General features: G+C 67.0%; 12 protein-coding genes and 2 pseudogenes. 6 read left to right on the top strand and 8 right to left on the bottom strand.

What is annotated here, in order from left to right; all coding sequences use genetic code 11:
* Positions 1–187, bottom strand: a pseudogene (locus AB0D93_RS33305) (hypothetical protein); the annotation flags it as partial.
* Position 188: 1 nt separating this feature from the next.
* Entirely contained in the window at positions 189–374 is a 186-nt protein-coding gene (locus tag AB0D93_RS33300) for a hypothetical protein (RefSeq protein ID WP_362127562.1), read from the bottom strand.
* A gap of 696 nt (positions 375–1,070) precedes the next feature.
* Between AB0D93_RS33300 and AB0D93_RS33295 the strand changes: the two genes are divergently transcribed.
* From AB0D93_RS33295 to AB0D93_RS33280, 4 genes are all read left to right on the top strand, one after another.
* On the top strand, positions 1,071–2,606 hold the full coding sequence (locus AB0D93_RS33295; protein WP_362127559.1) for an MFS transporter: 1,536 nt from the start codon (positions 1,071–1,073) through the stop codon (positions 2,604–2,606).
* A gap of 147 nt (positions 2,607–2,753) precedes the next feature.
* Positions 2,754–3,149 (top strand): 6-carboxytetrahydropterin synthase, encoded by a 396-nt coding sequence (locus tag AB0D93_RS33290; RefSeq protein ID WP_362127556.1) that lies wholly within the window; start codon positions 2,754–2,756, stop codon positions 3,147–3,149.
* Entirely contained in the window at positions 3,149–3,823 is a 675-nt protein-coding gene (locus AB0D93_RS33285; protein ID WP_362127553.1) for a 7-cyano-7-deazaguanine synthase, read from the top strand. Before AB0D93_RS33290 ends, AB0D93_RS33285 begins: the two co-directional genes overlap by 1 nt.
* Before the next feature lie 32 nt (positions 3,824–3,855).
* Complete coding sequence (locus tag AB0D93_RS33280) at positions 3,856–4,137, top strand: hypothetical protein (RefSeq protein WP_362127550.1); 282 nt, start codon at positions 3,856–3,858, stop codon at positions 4,135–4,137.
* Between the two features lie 2,211 nt (positions 4,138–6,348).
* On the opposite strand, the gene AB0D93_RS33275 is transcribed toward AB0D93_RS33280, so the two are convergent.
* Complete coding sequence (locus tag AB0D93_RS33275) at positions 6,349–6,819, bottom strand: hypothetical protein (protein WP_362127547.1); 471 nt, start codon at positions 6,817–6,819, stop codon at positions 6,349–6,351.
* A 260-nt stretch (positions 6,820–7,079) separates the two neighbouring features.
* On the bottom strand, positions 7,080–7,370 hold the full coding sequence (locus AB0D93_RS33270) for a flavin reductase (protein ID WP_362127544.1): 291 nt from the start codon (positions 7,368–7,370) through the stop codon (positions 7,080–7,082).
* A 278-nt stretch (positions 7,371–7,648) separates the two neighbouring features.
* Between AB0D93_RS33270 and AB0D93_RS33265 the strand changes: the two genes are divergently transcribed.
* On the top strand, positions 7,649–8,848 hold the full coding sequence (locus AB0D93_RS33265) for an acyl-CoA dehydrogenase family protein (protein WP_362127541.1): 1,200 nt from the start codon (positions 7,649–7,651) through the stop codon (positions 8,846–8,848).
* A gap of 649 nt (positions 8,849–9,497) precedes the next feature.
* Here the strand turns inward: AB0D93_RS33265 and AB0D93_RS33260 are convergent.
* From AB0D93_RS33260 to AB0D93_RS33245, 4 genes and pseudogenes are all read right to left on the bottom strand, one after another.
* Positions 9,498–10,835 (bottom strand): MFS transporter, encoded by a 1,338-nt coding sequence (locus AB0D93_RS33260; RefSeq protein WP_362127538.1) that lies wholly within the window; start codon positions 10,833–10,835, stop codon positions 9,498–9,500.
* Positions 10,836–11,213: 378 nt separating this feature from the next.
* Positions 11,214–11,477, bottom strand: a pseudogene (locus tag AB0D93_RS33255) (Tn3 family transposase); the annotation flags it as partial.
* A 525-nt stretch (positions 11,478–12,002) separates the two neighbouring features.
* The gene (locus AB0D93_RS33250) at positions 12,003–14,117 is read right to left on the bottom strand and encodes a DUF2156 domain-containing protein (protein WP_362127535.1); all 2,115 of its coding nucleotides are present in this window, start codon (positions 14,115–14,117) and stop codon (positions 12,003–12,005) included.
* Between the two features lie 949 nt (positions 14,118–15,066).
* A complete protein-coding gene (locus tag AB0D93_RS33245; RefSeq protein ID WP_362127589.1) occupies positions 15,067–16,005 on the bottom strand; it encodes a YceI family protein in 939 nt (312 codons plus the stop codon).
* A 1,031-nt stretch (positions 16,006–17,036) separates the two neighbouring features.
* Here AB0D93_RS33245 and AB0D93_RS33240 point away from each other — a divergent pair.
* A complete protein-coding gene (locus AB0D93_RS33240; RefSeq protein ID WP_362127532.1) occupies positions 17,037–18,125 on the top strand; it encodes a beta-propeller fold lactonase family protein in 1,089 nt (362 codons plus the stop codon).
* Positions 18,126–18,187 lie beyond the last annotated feature (62 nt).

Genomic DNA, 18,187 nt, shown 5'->3' with positions numbered 1-18,187 from the left:
CACGCAGGCTCTCCGAAGCGGTGGAGATGCCGAGGGCGTTGAGGAACCGGCCGGCCGCGGCTTCCGCGGCGGCCAGGTCGATGCCCTCGGGCTCGAGGACTACCCGCAGAGCGGGCCGTGCCCGTGCTGATTCCTCCGCGCCGTGCAGGTCCGTTCGGGCGGCGGTCCGGTTCGAGCGTTCGGTCATGTCAGCTGCCCCCAATGCCCATCGCGGCGAGCAGGACTGCAACGAAAGTGGCCTCGGCCGGAACCGTCAGTACGGCGGGCGCCGCCAGCCGGACCTGTGCCCGGGCCGGCCAGGCCTGCCGCTTCCTCGGCTTCATCCGGTCATGGGTGTGGGCGGGTGTGGTGGCCCGGGTTGTGGTGTCAGGCATCGCGTACATTCTCCGTTCTGCGCCTGGCGGCGCAGTGTTCTGGGGGGACCGGGGATGAAGACGGTGACCGCTGCCCCGTCGAAGACAGGCCGGGAGGCCACCTACAGGGTGGGGTGCTGTTGGACTGATTCAGGCTCGGCCGATCGACTGACACGTCGGACGATTGCCCAGTGGTACGGCCGCGACGTGACCGCGGTCGGCCTTCGCCCGCATCACCGACCGGCGATTCGACCGCCTGCACAAGATCACCACTCGACTCGTTCATGAGTGCGGATACTCGGGGGACAGGGGCCGGACGACCTCGGTTTTCCGTTGTCCCGTTCTCCGCAAGCCACGGCTCGGGGTGCGCCGGGCGCCTGTCCGGGCATGCGGCGGCGTTCCGAAAACAGGCCGGGGGGAGTGACTCGTGCGGTAGCTCGTCCGATCGGAGGACGACGTGAGCGGGTCCTATTCCTTTACTGGACACACCGAATGGCACTGGACGGCCTCACATCCAAATGAAAAGAACAGATTCCGCCGGAGGCGTCGCTCAGCATCAGCCATTCCTACGATCATGAATCTTGACTCGGTCAAGAGGTTCCAGGCCGGGAAAACCACCGGTCACCGATGCGGACATGAAGCGCAGCCATACTGCGACATGCCCGTCTCCAGGCGTGGGTCGATCGGCTGGAACCAATGAAAGGATCACGGACGCCGATGCTGCAGGCGAGAGGGGCGCGCATAGAGCCCAGATGGTGGATCGCCATCATTTCATCGGGTGCGTTCGCCCTGTGTTATCTCGACCAGGAAGCGGTCACGGTCGCTTTGCCGAGCATTCAGCGCTACCTGCATTCGTCGTCCACACAGTTGCAACTCATTGTGACCGCCTACTTGGTAGCACTCGCCGCCTTCATTTCTCTTGCCGGTAGAGCCGCGGACATCGTGGGTTACCGCCTGGTCTTCCGGACGGGGGTCATCATTTTTGTCGCCGCTTCCGCGATGTGCGGCTTCAGTCACACCGTCACGGAGGTCATCGTAGGCCGATTCGTGCAGGGCATGGGTGCTGCGATGATGATTCCTTCTGCGACTGCGGCCGTGATTGCGGCATTCGAGCACCGTTCACGCGGCAGAGCACTGTCTTTTACTGTAGCAATTTCCATGGTTTTTCTGGCAGTGGGGCCGCTCATCGGTGGATTGTGCATCCATTTCTTTTCCTGGCGTTCGGTTTTTCTGCTGAACCTGCCGCTGGGCATGGCCTTGATGGCGCTCATGGCTCTGGTGTCGCCCCCCGAGAGACTGGCGCCCGCTGCACGGCTCCAGCAACGGATCGACTGGGTCGGTGCTCTCTTGCTGCTCCTGGGTCTGGCAGCGTTTCTTCTCGGAATTCTGCAGATTCAGCAGTGGGGTCTGCGGTCTCCGACAGTCGAGGCATTGCTCGTCAGTGGATTTGTCGGCCTTGCCCTGCTGGTCGTGTGGGAGCTGCGAAACACGAACCCGATCGTCGACCTCCGCTGCCTTACTCTGCCCCGATTCCCCCTTCTCCTCGTCGTAGTTTCGACGATTCGGTTTTCCGTTGTTGGATTTTCAGTCCTCAGCGCCATCTGGACGCAAGATGTCCTAGGCCTCGGCCCCATTGCGGCCGGGCTGTCGTTGGCTCCGTTCCTGATCACCCTACTTCTTGTCACTCCGCTGTCAGGAATACTGTATGACCGCGTGGGCCCTGCACGACTTGTCCCCCTGGGAACGACGGCAGTCGCCGTATCACTTCTGTGGATGGCAGCAATACTTCATCTGTATTCCTATCCGCAGATGATCGCTCCGTATGTCCTCATGGGATTCGGACTCGGACTGGCCGTCAGCCCCGCAGTCACCGATTTGCTGAACGCGGTCTCCGAGGATCGACGAGCGGAGGCTTCCGGGTTCGTGCAGACCGCTCGAGAAGTCAGCGGGGCAGCAGGCCTTGCAGTAATGGGCGCCATAGCGGCGAATGCACAGTGGGATCGCACGCAACACCTACCGCAGAACGCTGATGTCACTGATGCAGCGTCTCCTCGTATCGATGGAATGGGCATGTCACTGCACTCACTCCCCCAGCTCAAAAATGCAGTCACCGCCCCGATCTCGACCTCGTTCTGTGTCGCCGGCGGACTGACTCTCCTGACAGCCCTCCTGGCCTTCTGGCGGTTGCGCTCCAGCCCTCCCCCCGTCATACGGGACTTTCCGAGAAGCGCCAAAAGGGGGGCCCGTATGTGAGCTCACCTGCCGCCGACTGCCTGGAACAGGACCCGCGACAAGGACGTGGGACCCGCACCAGCCTGCTTTGTCCGAACCGTCCACCCGGCCCGAACAAGAACCCTTCGATTCACAAACGAGGAGCAAGAGATGAATCGGTTTAGCGTCATGAAAACTCTGGAATTTGCCTACGCACACCGCCTGCTTCGTTACAGTGGCAAGTGTCAATACCTGCATGGGCACAACGGCCGACTCGAAGTGGTGCTGCGATCGGATCACCTTGATGAGGTCGGATTTGTTGCCGACTTCGGACTCATCAAGGAAACCATAGGGGAATGGGTGCAGAATAACCTCGACCACCGGGTGCTGCTCTGCCGTAAAGACCCTCTGATTCCCATGCTCCAAGAATCGGGACAACCAGTCTTCGTCATGGACGACAACCCCACTGCAGAGAACATCGCAAAATCAATCTGGGACTCGCTGACCGACTGCGGTCTCCCGATCAGCGAAATCCGCCTGTGGGAGACATCCACCAGCATCGCGACCTACTGCGGAGATCAGTGATGAAACCGGTAACCGTGCTCGCCAGCGGGGGACTGGACAGCTGTGTGCTCATCGCCGACCTTGCCCGGAGCGCCACAGTCCATCCCTTGTACATCAAGTTCGGACTTGCCTGGGAGTCTCAAGAGCGATATGCCCTCAAGCGCTTCCTCGACGCACTTCCTTCAGGCACAGCAGTGGAACCCCTGAGCGTGATGGAGATGCCAGTGGCCTCGGTCTACGGTCATCACTGGAGCGTAACCGGCGAGAACATTCCGGATACGCGAGCCCCTGATATCGAGGTCGAACTGCCGGGGCGCAACCTCATGCTCCTGGCCGGAGCGGCGCTCTGGAGCTCCATGCGCGGAGTCAATGCCCTGGCGCTTGGCAGCTTGGAGGGCAATCCATTTTCCGATGCCAGCCCGGAATTCTTTCGACAGTATGCGGAGTGCCTGAGCACAGGCCTGGCACCTCATCGAATCGAGATACTTACCCCGTACAGGCACCGAACGAAAACTGAGCTCATCTCGACGTTCCCGGATCTCCCGCATGAACTCTCGCTCACCTGTATGGCCCCACGCACCGACGCGAAGGGCCTGCTCCACTGCGGTGCCTGCAACAAGTGTGCAGAACGCCGCCACGCCTTTGTCGCTGCTCGGCTCCATGACTCGACGCGGTACGCCGGTACGGCAGGTTGAGATGTGTCCTGTCCTCCGGCCAGACCGATCACATGGCGCTGCAGAAGTACGACATCCCGGTCCCCGGTAACCCCGAGGTGTTCAAGGAGCGGTGGTGGACCGCGATCAGTGTGCCCGTGCTCGGCCCGGACGGGAAGGTCGCCTGGATCATCCACCGGTCCGAGGACATGACCGATGTCGTCCGCGCCCACCGCACCGCGCACGCACCGTCGGTCAGTCCCGGCCGGGAAGCGGCCATGGAAGCCGAGCTGTACGCCCGGGCGCGGCAACTGCAGCAGCTGAACGAGGAACTGCGCCAAGCCCACGCCCCGTGAACGGCGCATCGCCGTCGCCCTGCAGGAAGCCATGCTCCACTCCCCGGACCTGGCCCGGCACCCGGGCATCGCCGCCGAAGACGGATCGGCGACTACAAGCGCCGGGCCGCCACCGTCGAACCGGTCAACGGCCAGCTCAAGACCGTATTCGCCAACGCCGGTTCGCCCGCCGAGGGCGAACGGCCTGCCAGTGCGAACTGGAACTCGCCGCGCTGGTGCTCAACCTCCGCAAGTTCTGCCGACTGGACCCCCCGCCTTCGGACAGCAGCCCTGGCTGCCTGAAGGGAATCCAGCCGACAGGCACACCCGTGCCGGCGTCTGCATCCTCTCGGCGTCGCCTGAAGTTCAGCCGCCGCCGACACACCCACCAGGACAGACAGCCATGGGCTTGAGACGACCGGGGCATCCAGGTCGGAAGCGCTGCCCCATTGCTGCTGCGCAGCCCGAACGAAAACGCAACAGGCTCACCGCCGTCACCCGCTGGGCGATCGACCACCGCGTCCACGACCTGTTCAACGGTCTTGCCCGGCAGAAATGGAAACGCCGTTCTTGCGGCACCCGGGCTCACGGCCTGCGGACATGTCGGCTGTAGGTGGCCCAACTCCAGGACACGCGCGCCTGCTTCGGGCCGGCAGCGAGTGCGCACGGCTGCTTCAACGCGCCACATGCGGGGTAGAAGTGGAATGAGATGAGCGTTCGGCCCGCGCCCCCACTGCGCGGGCCGAACACTGCGAAGTGAGCCGATGCCCGCTGTGATCTCCCCAGTACACAAGGGCGACAGCTCACTTCTGCGTCGAACTGTCCGCGGCTATCGGATAGTTCGAACCCTCAGAGTCGTGATGCTCGAACGGCGCGCGTCCGAACGGGTCGACGGTGGCGCGCGCAGCACGCATGAGGCGCCCGTGGTCGGCGCGAGCGGCGTGTCTTTGGTGCAAGAAGCCTGACGGGCCGGCTGAGGCCGGTGATGGGGCGCGGCTGTCCTCATGGGCCGGCGGCAGAAGCGACGCTTTCGTCAGGGCCGCTTCCTCTCCCAGGTGTTGGGGGGCATGTACCGCCGCAAGCCTCCGCCCGCCCCGCCGGCCACCATCGAGGCCGGTTGTGATGTGCAGGCGCTGGGGCACGGTACATTCTCTCGCCCGGCAAGCATCACCGCCTGCTCGAGGGTGGCCGCGGGGCCCTCAGCGCATCAGAGGGTGAGGGCGGGCGCCGAGGGGGCGCAGGCTCAGCGTGAATGGACGGGATGGCGGCCGTGGCCCGGCTGCTGCGAGCGCCGTCGCAACGAAGCCCGTGAGTCGGCGCATGGGGTGTGCGCTCCTTAGGGGTGGGGACGAGTCCGTTGTGGAGTCTGACGTGTCCGAGTCAGCCATGCCACCCTGTCCGGCGTGATTCGGCCGCGGCTGACGGGTGCCGGCTTGCAGGACACGTGAGTGCAGGCGGCGGTGGCATTGAAAAAATCGTGAACAAGTGTATGCAGCCATCGGTCGGTGTGACTTGATCTAGTCTTTGCGGAAGTAAGCTCTTGCTGGATGGGCAAGTTTGGCCAGAAGCATGCGGTGTAGACGGAATGCACGCAGCTCTAGTCACATCTGCAACGGGCTTGCTGAGGCTCGGCCGCGACCAGGGCTCACCAGGGGCATCCGCGGACCCGTCGTCAAACCAGACTGTGTGTTCTCGCCAACCCATCCGTCGTGTCCGACTTCCCGGCGGCCGTGGGCTGTTGTTCACGCCCGGGCGTCGTGCCCTCGCCGGCACGAGGAGCTTGAGGTGAGAGGTGGGCGGCTCCGGTGGGGCCCCAGCTGTTGCCGGCAGCGGTCGAGCGCAGCATGAGCGCCGTCGCCTTGAGCGTGGGCGAGCGGAGCCCCTGAGAGTGAGACGAACCGGGCCCTACGATCCTGGAAAACCTGCGCCGATGCTCAGGTCCTCTCCTCCCACGGCCTCGGCTTCCCCAGCAGTACGCGTACCGCGCCGCCCGCCCGAACACAGCGGCAGGGCAGACGCGTGCGCCGAGGCGTGCCGAGCGCGCTGGTGCGCCTTCGCTCGCGGGAACCGGAGGCGGTGGCCGACGATGACGGCAACTTGCCCGGTACGACAACGAGCATGGCCTCTCCGTCAAGATGCGGGGCGTGGAGAACGCCGGCGCGGAAACCGAACGCCTCGCATTGCCACGCCCCTTGATGTGTTCTCGCCTCGGCCGGGGTTGAATGCAATGGTTCAGTGGTTCACTCTCGTCAACCGCCCGCACGAAGTCGCCGAGGGGACGCCGAATTCGGCGTAACAGTAGTCGAGGGTATGGCGGCTGATGAGTTTGAAGGTGTAAACGCCCTCATCATTCGAGCCGGACATCACGTCGCCGTCGGGAGTGAAGCCGCCAACCACGGGCTTGCTGACAGTGCTCCCGTTGGCGATGACGTAACTCACGACGCCCTTGAAGGTCCGGTCATGCTGCTTGGAGATTCTCAGTGTGACGGCACCCCTGAAGAATCCCGTGGCGCTGTTGATGACCTCGCGTTCGCCCCTCCATGTGCCCCGCAAGGAGATGGAGCCGCCGTCCGCGGAGGCGGCGCCGGCCGTGGGGGCGGACAGCAGCGCTGTCACAGCCGTGACGCCCACCAGCCATGCTCTGGCCGAGGGCCTCAAAGCCTTCGAGAGCGGCAGGTGCTTCCTACTCGTCTGGGCGGCCATTTTCCGTTCCTCTCCTGCGTTCCGGCGCAAGCCAACGTGGGTGAAGGTAACCGGCGGAAGGCGCAGGCCCTTTCCGGCGCTCTGATAACTGCACCGAAAGAGATGAAGATAAGCAGAACAGCGTAAGGTGCCATAGGAGGATGTACCTGCCGTGTCACCTGGAGTCGGTGTGTCCGACGGCCCGGCAAAGCGAACGTGGGCGCCCTGCCGGATGGCCAGGTACCCGAGGCCTGGGTCGTCGCGGCTCGCCACCCGGCCCCTCAGTTGCAGGCGCCGGAACTCCCGCTCGCAGTGGACCATCGGCGAACCTCGCCCAGCCGTACTCCCGTTACCCGGCCGACCAGGATCGTGTGATCCCCGGCCGGGTAACGCGCGTATGTGGCACAGTCCAGCTGGACGGGTGCCTGGTGCACCGCCGGCAGCCCGGCGGGGCTCGGCCGCAGCAGGGCGTCGGAGAACTTGTCGGCGCCCTTGGTGGCGAACAGCAGGGCCCCCGGGAATAAGGCCTGCGTCCTGGGCAGGCCGGTGACGGGCCGTGTGTGGGCCGTCATTGATCACGGCTGTGCCGTCGTGTGGTCGCCGGGCCACCGGAGGGGCCGTGCGGGCGTGCCCGGGGCAGATCCGTTACGGCTGAGTTCCTTGAAGGGGGGAAGCCAGAGGTTCTGGCCGTGTCCGTCCGCAAGGGGGCGGACGCCGATCGGGCGCGAGCCGTCGGTGGGCCGAAGCAGTGCCGTACGGGTGATTGACGCAGCCATGCCCGGCCGGGATGCGGCCTGTCGCAGGTCCGGCCGGGCGAGACTGCCGCCACCGTGAAGAAGGTGGCGAACATATGCTCATCGACAGTGAAGCGACCATCCCCGCCGAGAGGTCGAGCGTGGCGGCGGTCGTCGCCGGTGCCCCGCGTGTGGCGGAGATCGCGGCGCGGTGCGGCGAAAAGACGGAGACCGCCAGGCAGCTTGCACCCGAGGTGGCTGAGGCCATCCGGGAAGCCGGCTTCGCCCGGCACTTCGTTCCGGCGGCCTTCGGCGGCACGGAAGGCCGCTTCGAGGATATGACTTCGGCGGTGACCCTGGTCGGAGAGGGCTGCGCCTCGGCGGCCTGGGTCGCCTCTCTGTCCGCGTACGCGGCCCGCTACGGGGCGTATCTGCCCGTGGAGGGGCAGGCGGTGCTCTGGGGCGACGGGCCGGATGCCCTGATGGGGGGCGCGCTCATGCCGGCCGGGAAGGCGGAGCCCGTCTCCGGTGGCTGGCGGCTCACCGGTGAGTGGGAGTACATCAGCGGGGTGCGCCATGCTGATTGGGTCTTCGCCTGCTGCGTCGTACCCGGTAAGGGAGGCCGCTCGGACGGCCGCGGTGATCAGCATTTCTTCGCGGTGCCGAAGGCGGACATCACCGTCAAGGACACCTGGCTCACCCTGGGCATGCGCGGGACTGGAAGCAACATCATGGTCCTGGACGACGTCTTCGTACCCGAGTTCCTCACTTTGTCCAGACTCGACATCAGCATGGGCCGGGCGACGGCCTCCGAGGCCCGGTGCCACACGGTCCCCATGGGAGCACTGTCTGCGCTGCCGCTCACCGTCCCCGTGATCGGTGCCGCTCGGGGTGCGCTGCGCGCCGCTCGTGAGCGCACCATGCAGCGGGCCGACCGGCGCGGAGTGCCGCTGCGCGAGAAGCCGTCGGTGCAGATTGACTTGGCCCGCTCGACTGCCGAGGTGGACGCCGCGGAATTCCTCGTCCAGCGGGCGTCGCGCGTCGCCGACGGCGTCGAGGACACCGAGGAGTCGGTGGTTCGTGGGCCGAGGGATTTTGCGATGGCGGTGGAACTGTCGGTGTCGGCCGTTGAGCGTCTCTTCCACGGTACCGGTACGACGGGGCACTTCGAGGGTGACCAACTGCAGCGATTCTGGCGCGACGTCAGGACCGCTGCCTCCCATTCCATCTTTTCCTTCGATACGCCGGGGGCGGCCTACGGGGCTTGGGCGCTCGGTGTCGGAAACGGGAGGCCGACAGAACGAATGCATGGGTAGTGCCCCGCATCATTCCATGCGGGGTGCCACTCCGAGTTCTCGCAGGCCATGTCATCCGGCACCAGCCGAAGGCGCCGGTTGCCGGGACGCTTGCACAAAGCCCCGGCGGTCACGCCGGGGCTGAATGCATTTCGATCGAGGCTGTTTTGACGTGCGCCTTGGTGAGCCGGGCGCGGACAGAGGGGCCTGCAGCTGACCGGCGAGGGCGGGCTGCTCCAGCAGCTGACCGAGCGGCTGGTGGAGTCCGCCCTGGAGGGCGAGACCATGTGTGCGCTGGGCACTGCCGAGCCGGCCCGGTGTGTACCGCTTCGGCGGACGGCGGCGCCGCGGGCGACGTCATCCCGTCCGTCCTGCCAGCCATGGCGCGGGTCTCGAACACCGGCCCCCCTGACGCCCGCGACGCGATGTCTTGCATCACGTACCAGAGCGGGCCGGAGTTCCTGGCAGGGCTCGCCGGGAACCAAGCGTGGAACGCGCCCCTGTTTCACGGCGCGGCGAGGGCGATGGGGCAGGCAGGCCCCGGACGATCGGGCCGCGATGCCGTACGCAACTACCGACGGCCCTGCCGACATGCCGATATGCGACCGCAGAGCCGGCCACGGCCACGGAGCCTCAGGACACGCAACTGCCTCCAAGACCTGACGATGGATCAGTCGTCGGTTGTAACCTGCCTCACCTCGGCGAGCGCCGTGTCGTCCGCGGTAGTTGCTCGGAGGCAATGGCAGATGGTGAGCATCACCGCGGTGAGCAGGCAGGCCGCGGCCGTGACCGTGAGTGGCGCTTGCAGTGTGCTGACGGACACGCTGCCGGTCAGCGTGCTGCCCGCCAGGGCGATGCCGACGCCTCCCGCCGTGACGATCGCGGTCATCGTGACCCCGGATGCCTCTCCGGCGTGTTCGGGCCGGATGACGCCTTGGGTGGCGATCACTGTGAAGGTGTTGGCCACCTTCAGTGCCCCGCCGGATACTGCCAGGAGGGGGATGTACAGCGCGAGCCGGTCCGTGCGGGACAGCGCCAGGATCGCGAGCCCGCCCAGCCCCACGGCAGCGGCCAGGACCTTCAGTGGTCCGATCTTGTCCAGTCGTCCCGCGACCGGCCCGGCGGCGGCGGTGGCCACTGCGGGCACCAGCAGGATCACACCTGCCGTCCCCGGCGATAGGTGGCGTACCTCCTGCAGGTCGAGGCTGGCCGAGAACAGGTAGAGCGACGCCGCCGCGCTGGCTATCGCCCCGCCCATCGTGATGATCACGAACACCTGGTTGCGGAACAGAGCCAGGTCGACCAGCGGCCGAGAGACCCTGGACTCTACGCGCAGGAACACGGCCAGGAGCACGGCCGCGGCGGCCAGCACCGACATGGTCCGTGGGGACGTCCAGCCCCAGGACGGTCCGCGGTCCAGGGCGATTGTCACACCGGCGATCACGGTAGTCACCGTCACCAGTCCGGGCCAGTCGACCGCCCGGGCGGCGTTCGCCGGTCGGGTCTCGGCCACCTGGCTCGCGAGCAGAATCGCGGCCAGGGCGAGCGGGACGTTGAGCAGGAAGAGCCAGCGCCAGCCAACCGTCTGCGTCAGCAGGCCGCCCACGAACGGGCCCAGAGTCAGCCCGATGCCGGCCACTCCGAACACGAAGCCGTTCGCCTTGGCCCGGCGCTCGGCCGACACCGCGTGGGTGAGCAGCGCGAAGCCCACCGGCATCACGAACGCCACCCCCGCGCCCTGCAGGACGCGGCAGGCCACGAGCATGGGAGCGGAGACAGCCAGTCCGCACAGCAGTGAGGCGCTCCCGAACAGGCCCACACCCGCGATCAGCAGTCGGCGATGCCCGAACAGGTCCCCCAGGCGGCCGGCGGCGATCATCAGCGCGCCCGAGGCGAGCATGTAGCCACTGAGGACCCACTGCAGGCCCCCGGCTGAGGTGTGCAGGTCGGCGGTCATGCGCGGCAGCGCGAGATTCAGCGCGAAGAAGTCCAGAGATACGCAGAACATGGCCACGGAAACGGCCCACCGCGCGCACTTGGAGCGATCATTGACAAACATGGGGAACGAATTCTCGATTCGGCGCTTCGTCAGAGACGACTCAACCGCAGGCCGCTCGAGATGCGGACCAGGGCAATACACCTAGTGGTCTTCGAGGACCGGATGCAACCGGCCACACGTCTTCTACCGCTGAGGGACCTGACGGGAGTCACGGGTGATGGGGGCGAGACCCCGAGGGCCACCGCTCTGGCTCTGTCGCACCGTGCCCCTCCTCGTCACCCGGACTCTCCGGAATGCGGAACCCTGCCGCCACCCACTATGCACCATCGGCAAACCGGCGGTCACACCCTAGAAGGGCGACGCAGTGGACGCATCCACCTCCCCCGATCAGATGAGGCGTATTGGCTCGCCAACACCCTGGTGGAGGAATGTGGAGCTGGTCGGTGGCGGAGTCGCCGAAGCGGAGTACGTTCTCGCGCCGGTAGGGCTCGGGACCGCGAGATCGTTGGTGCTCAGGGACCAGCCCTCGTGGGACATGTGCCGCAAGGTCCGGCTCATGTCGATGGCGGTCGAGAAGATGACGCTCGCGGCGACCAGGGCGACGAACTTGATCGTCTTGCCCTGCTGTTCCGGGTCGCGGCTGGTCAGCCAGCCTGCGTTGCGAAGTGGAGCAGCAGGACCAGCAGCATGAGCATGCGCTCTGGGCGCTCATGGGTCCTCTTCCTTGCCCAGGCGACCTCAGCCTCATCCGGTGGGAAGAACTGCGCCGGCTCGCGCTCGGGAGATGATCCGTTTCAACCGCGGATACTCCGTCCGCTCCACCGACGGCACTACCACACCGCCCATCACATGATCGGCAGCACACTGTCTCCAGGCCGGAGCCCACGATCGCCACAGACCCGCACAGCGCCATCGCCCCGCCCCCGTCCGCAGCTGAATGTGACGGGTGGTCACCAGGTGGCGGCTCTCGCCCGTATCTCCTCCGCAGCCCCTGCGTGGAGAGCGAGCGAACCGGCATCTTGCCGAGGCTCCGGCGCATCCGTCATGCGGTGAAGGCCAGGGGAAGCGCTCACGGCTCTGTCGTTGAAATCCGGTTGTTGTTCACGCACGGGCGTCATGCCCTCGTCGGCGCATGGAGCTTGAGGCGAGAGGTGGGCAGGGCAATGGTGAGCGGCGCTATGTGACGTCGGCCGTCCTGGGGGATATCCGCTGCCTCACCGATCTGTCGGCCATGAGGCGCATCATGTCGCGCAGGCCTCCTGGAGGCAGGAAGGCGTGCGTCAGGGCCGCGCCGATGCGGGGGAGGTCCGCCTCGTCTCGGTAGAGCAGGTACATCGGCTCGTAGTGCGGGCGGAATTTCGCTTTGAAGGCGTGCAGGCTGCGGAACCCGTAGTACGGCTCCAGGGAGGCCCCCAGCTGTTGCAGGAAGCGGTCGAGCGGAGCATGAGCGCCGTCGCCGTGGCTGTGGGCGAGCGGAGCACCTGAGAGCGAGACGAACCGGGCCCTGCGCTCCTGGAAGGCCAGGCAGGAGGAGGCGATGAGGAATTCCACGACTGGCCTGAAGCCGTCCCGGCGGCGCCGCATCACATCCAAGACCCATCCCTGCACCTCCCCCTGTCCCGCATACACCGGTAGCCACGAGGTCAGCCCGTGCAGCTCACCATCGCGGTCCACGGCAAGGCCCACCTGCACGTGCGGGTCCAGGACTTCGTCGAGGCTGCCGAGGGTGAACCCCATCTCGGGCAGACCCAGCTCGCCCACCCATTCCTCAGAAATGGCGCGCGCCTGGGCCTGCACATGTGGCGGCTCGTCCGCCAGCGTGGTCAGCCGGTACTCCATCTGCTCCTTCCGCGCTCGGTTCAGTGCCGTTCTCACGTCCTGCCAGGCCTTGCCACGAAACTCCAGCTGTTCGAGATCGATCAAGGTGTCCTCAGCCACCTGTACCGCTCGCCAGCCCAGTGCACGCGTCTGAGGCACCGTGGCAGTGGTGGCGGAGAACACGCAGGGAACCAATGCCGAGTTCTCGCACATCTCGTTGAAGGCCAGCAGTGCCGAACCGCGCTCCTGGCGCCGCCCCACCGGATCGCCCAGGGCAACCGCCACACCCGCGTGCACCTGGTAGGCCACGTAGGCCTCACCGCGTTCGGCACCGACGTACCGGTTGTCCGGCCACGTGGTCATCCACGACAGGTTGCTGCCGCCGTGCCGAATCAGCACCTCCATTGCCCGGTCGGGCTCCCACGTGCCGTCCCTCGTCGTACGCAGCCGGCGTGCGGGAACGCGGAACGCGTCACGGCCCGCGAGCAGCAGCGCCAGTTCGGCGGCCCAGATCACCGCGTGCGGCACCAGCACAGGCAGCCCGTCCAGCACGATCGGCGTCCCCGTCACAGCCGCGACGAAAGCCGCCAGCGCCACCAGGACACCCAGCACAACGTACGCAGCCGCCACCGCGACAGCCCAGCGCCACGCCAGCCGTGAGCCCTTGCGGAGCCCGTTGGCCAGGACACCGATGATCAACAACGAGACCAGCAACTCTGGCGTGCCTTCCCCCAGCCCTTCCGTGGATCCCAAGGGACCCCGCCCCGGAGCCAGCCGCACCACCAGCAGAGTGACCGCGATGACGAGGAGCCCGGTCACCGCCAGCAGGCGCCACTCCCGGCGGCTGGCCCGTACAGCCGGGTCAGGCGCAGGACACAGCAGACGTCCTGCGGCAAGGCCGGCCAGCACGGCCCAGAAATGCTCCAGATCACTGAGGCTGCCCTCGTACAGCAGCCAGATCACAGTGAAGGCCACCAGGCCGATGCGCAGCCTCAGCCGCCACGGTGACCGCATCGCCGCCGATGCCGCGGCACCCGCTGCCATAGCCCCCGCCGAGAAGCCCACATCCCGTACGGAGGACAGTGACGACGCCCATGCCCAGCCGGAGTCGCGCAGCAACAGCAGAAGAACCGCACACCACAGTGTCACCGCCACCTGCCCCACGAGGCAGATCGCCGCGGCGCGCAACGTCCCAAGGAAACGCTCGGCCCAGCCCACCAAGAGCACGAGGGCTATCAGAACCGGCACATACTGCCAGGGCGGTGACGCAAACAGCGCGCCCGTGACGAACGTCCACCACCGGCCCTCCTGCAATGCGGGCGCGCCGAAGGCCACCTGCGGAAACCACGACCGCGAGGACACCGCGTGCCCCAACGAACCGGTAGCCACCCCCACGGCGAGGACGGCGCCCACCACCACGGACGTGAAGGGCCGGCGGGCGACGAAGCGTGCCGCTCCCTCACCGATCTTCATGAGCCGAGTGGCACTGCATTCGCTGTCGCGTGCCCCCCGTTCTCGGCTGCCACCGCTCATTGCTGTTCCTCCAGCTCGGCACAATTCAACTGGGAATGCCGGGTTCGACTGCTACCCCATGGTGGAGGCGGGCGGAGAGGCCCCGGTCGACCGATCGGCGGACGGTCGGGATGATGGACCCGCCGTTGACGCACCGCCGAAGCGGGCATGGCGGCTGCACAGGGGCGTCCTCACCCGGCTCCGGCAGCAGCCGGCCCTGCTGGACGTTGTCACGGCTGTGTGCCGGGGCACGCGGGTCGGGCAGGAATGGGTGATCGCCGTGGCTGGTGGGCTCCGCACCGACGTCAGCACGGACGATGTCGCAGCCCTCACCGTCGGGGGCATGACGATCCGGGCCGCCCACCGCGACCGGAACGGCGCCAGCCGCATGGTGCGGCTGGCGCCGGAAAGCCTTCGGGCTCCCTCATTCGTCACGCAAGGGCAGGGTTTTCGTGTCACTCCCGGCACGCCTCACAGCGTCGCCTGGTGAGGAATGCAGGGCCCGGCTCCAGGCCCGGTCCACCGGCCGCCCGGCCCGCTCCTGCGGAGCGACCTGCCGACAGCGAGCACATCGCCGCCGCCTCGGTACGGCAACGCTTCCCTGGCGGACAACGTGTCGCTGGCATCGGAGGCGCCACGGAGGACGTGCCCACGGCCGAGGTCGCTGTTTCGATCCCGCACCCGTCACTTGCGCGGGTGGGCCGCCCTCGTTCACGAAGCCGTCACCGACAGAAGGTGCACGCCCGGGCAGGGGACCCACGCGGTTACGGACCACGATCGGCTCCACCACCTCACGGGGCACCATCCCCTCGACGGCCAGAGCTCCAGCCGCACCAGGTACACGGCGGATTCGGCGGTATGCCGATCCGCTTCCCGTCGCTGAAATGGGCCGGTCGATCTGAGCAAGCGGTCATGCAGTCGGAGGGTGACCGTTCGCCAGTCCCACCTGCAGGACCTGGATGTCCAACTCGATCTGGATGGTGGTACCGATGGCGGCAATGCCGCGTGGAAGCATCTTCTGCCAGGTCAGAGTGAAGTCATCCCGGTGCAGTTCGGTGACGGCCCGGCAGGCCGCGCGGGTCTCACCCTGCATGCCCGTGCCCAAACCCAGGTAGGTGATGTCCAGCTTCACCGTACGCGACACACCGTGCAGGTCCAGCGCCCCGGTGACCGCCCAGCGGGAACCACCGCGGTGCACGAAATCGCCGCCGCTGAAGATCAGATACGGGTAGGCGCCGACGTCGAGGAAGTCCGGTGAACGCAGGTGGTCGTCGCGCATGCGAACACCCGTGTCGATGCTGTCGGCCTCGATATAGACCTCGATCCGGGAATCCCGCATGCGCTCGGCGACCCACAGGCTGCCCGAGAAGCGGTTGAACCGGCCGTGGATCTCGGCCAGACCGATGTGCCGGGCACGGAACCGGATGGCCGTGTGCCCCGGATCGATGTCCCAGTGGCCGGGTGCCGGAGTCGGCGGCGCCGCCGCAACGTGCAGTTCGACCACACCGGCCGATCCCCGCTCCCCGGCAGATACCTGTACGGGCACGCGGCGCGGCAGAAATCCGTCGCACACGACCGAAAGCTGGTAATTACCGGCCGGCACAGCGGCAGTGAACAGCCCGTACGTGTCGGTGCGGCCCCGCGCCGTCAACTGCCCTGCTTCGTCCAGGACGTTGACCTTGGCCTGCATCGGCAGACCGACCGGATCCACCACCTGGCATTCGGCCCGCCCCGCCCCTTCGGGCAGCGCCAGACTCGAGTGGCCGAGCACTCCGCCGCCTATATACCTGACCCGCCGAAAGAGGGTGAACATGTCCGCGCCTTTCGCCACCAACGTGTGAATCTGCATCACCCCTACCAGGCTTTAACGCCCCGCGACACCGGGCGCCCGCGATACGGACCGGTATTCCCGACTGTAAAATCCCCTGCCACCTCGGACAGAGGAAAGAAACGGCTGTCGCACCGGATCCTTGTCCTGCGCGACAGCCTGTCCGATGCAATCTCACATGTGGGGCGAAGCAGGGGACGGGCGGCCGCTGCGCGGCCCGGCCTTGGCGACGGCCGCGGCCCGGTCCGCGCTCCCGCCCGCCGGGCCGACGGCGGGGCCTGGCAGTGCGGTGCCGGCAGCCTGGCCCAAGGCAGGCAATCAGTGGCACCTGCAGTGCAGCTGAGTGTTGCGGCGCGATCGGCGCAGTTGGTCATTTGCACCGGGTGATGGTCCGTCAGGAACCAGTGCCGAGAGGGCGTTGGAGGCCGACGGGTGCCGCGGTGGCAGTGACCGATACCGCGCAGAGCATCCCAGCGGTCAGGCTGACGGCGGTTGCGGCGAATCACAGGGCCGCAGGTTCATGTCGCACGGAAGGCTTCGTGAGGGCCGGGAGTGCGGCCGTGGCGGCTGAAGGGCGCTTCGCCCGTACAGCCGGTCAGGGCTGGTCGACTGAACGTTTGTCAGGCGCACAAGAGGTGAGGCCGAAGCTGCGGGTCAAGCACGCGGGTGAGCGACGTGACGACGGACAGGGCGGGCCTGAGGGCGACCTGATCAGGCGTCAGGTCCAGGGCCGGGACAGACGAGGCGGGCGACGGCTCGGTACATGGCGGGCAGCCGGTCTCGTCAGCGAGAGCGACTCCAGCCGCCTGGACCACCATCGGCAACCCACGCACCCGGCAACGGCTGGTCGCGCGGTGTGGGTGGTTGGGGTGAGGCGGAGTCATTCGTTCGGCTCTGGTGGGTGGGTCTGGGCGGGCCCGAGGTGGGGTGGGCGTTTAGCGTCGCGGCAGGCGATCTTCAGCGCCGCGGTGGTCCGGGACGTCCCCGTCGGGGCATGGGTCGCCGACTTCAACTAGAGCACAGGCGCGTTGCCGTGCGCAGCAGGAGGTTTGATGTCTGGTATCGCGGTATCGGGGGAGCCGAAGCGGGACCGTGAGGAGCGAAGTCATAGAGGTGGGGGCTCGTGGTGGGGACGGGCGCGGGCGTGGGCCGCGGGACTGGCGGTGCTGGCCGGCGTGGCCGTGCCGGTCGGCGTGGCCACACCGGCCATGGCGCAGACCCGGGTCCTCGCCTACATCACGAATTTCCACGGGGACACCCTGTCGGTGGGGGACGTCGCGACTCTGCTCGTCATCGACACGATTCACGTCGGACACCACCCCAAGGGGGTGGCGATCAGCCCGGACGGCTCTCACGTCTATGTCGCCAACTCCGGCTCGGACGACGTCTCGGTGATCAACACCCGCAATGACCAGGTCGTCGCGACCATCCCGATCGGTCGCCACTCCCGCCCTGACGGTGTGGCGGTCAGCCCGGACGGCTCGCGTGTCTACGTCACCGACGCCGGTACGAACAGGGTGTCGGTGATCGACGCCTTCAGGAACAGGGTGGTTCGCAACATCTGCGTCGGTTCCCACCCTACGGGTGTGGCGGTCACTCCGGACGGCTCAAGTGTCTACGTCGCCGACACCGGCTCGAACAAGGTGTCGGTGATCGACGCCTTCAGGAACAGGGTGTTCCGCAACATCCGCGTCGGTTCCCGGCCTCAGGGTGTGGCGGTCGACCCGAACAAGTCCCGCATCTACGTCACCAACACCGGCTCCAACAGCGTGTCGGTGATCAATGCCGACAGGAACAAGGTCGTCCGCACCATCGGGGGCAGGCACCGCCGCGACTTTTCCCGCCCCGAGGGTGTGGTGGTCACGAACACCCCGAACGGCCCTCGGGCCTTCGTCACCAACGCCGGCTCGGACAGCGTGTCGGTGATCGACACCGGTAACAACAAGGTCATCGACATGATTGGGGTCGGGCGGGTCCCCCGGGGTGTGGCGGCCAGCCCGGACGGCACCCACCTGTGCGTCACCAACTTCCGTTCGAACGACATCTCGGTCGTCGACACCGGCAGCGACACCGTCACGGCCACCGTTCCCGGCTTCAACGGCCCCCTCGGTGTGGCGATCGGAGACATCCCCGACGCGTAGCGTTCGACCGACACTGACGCTGACAGCGAAGAAGAGGCAGGGCGTGCCGGTCTTCTTGGGCA

It is taken from the genome of Streptomyces sp. NPDC048191, assembly GCF_040652655.1.
GTDB lineage: Bacteria > Actinomycetota > Actinomycetes > Streptomycetales > Streptomycetaceae > Streptomyces.
This window is presented reverse-complemented; position numbering and strand designations above follow the sequence as displayed.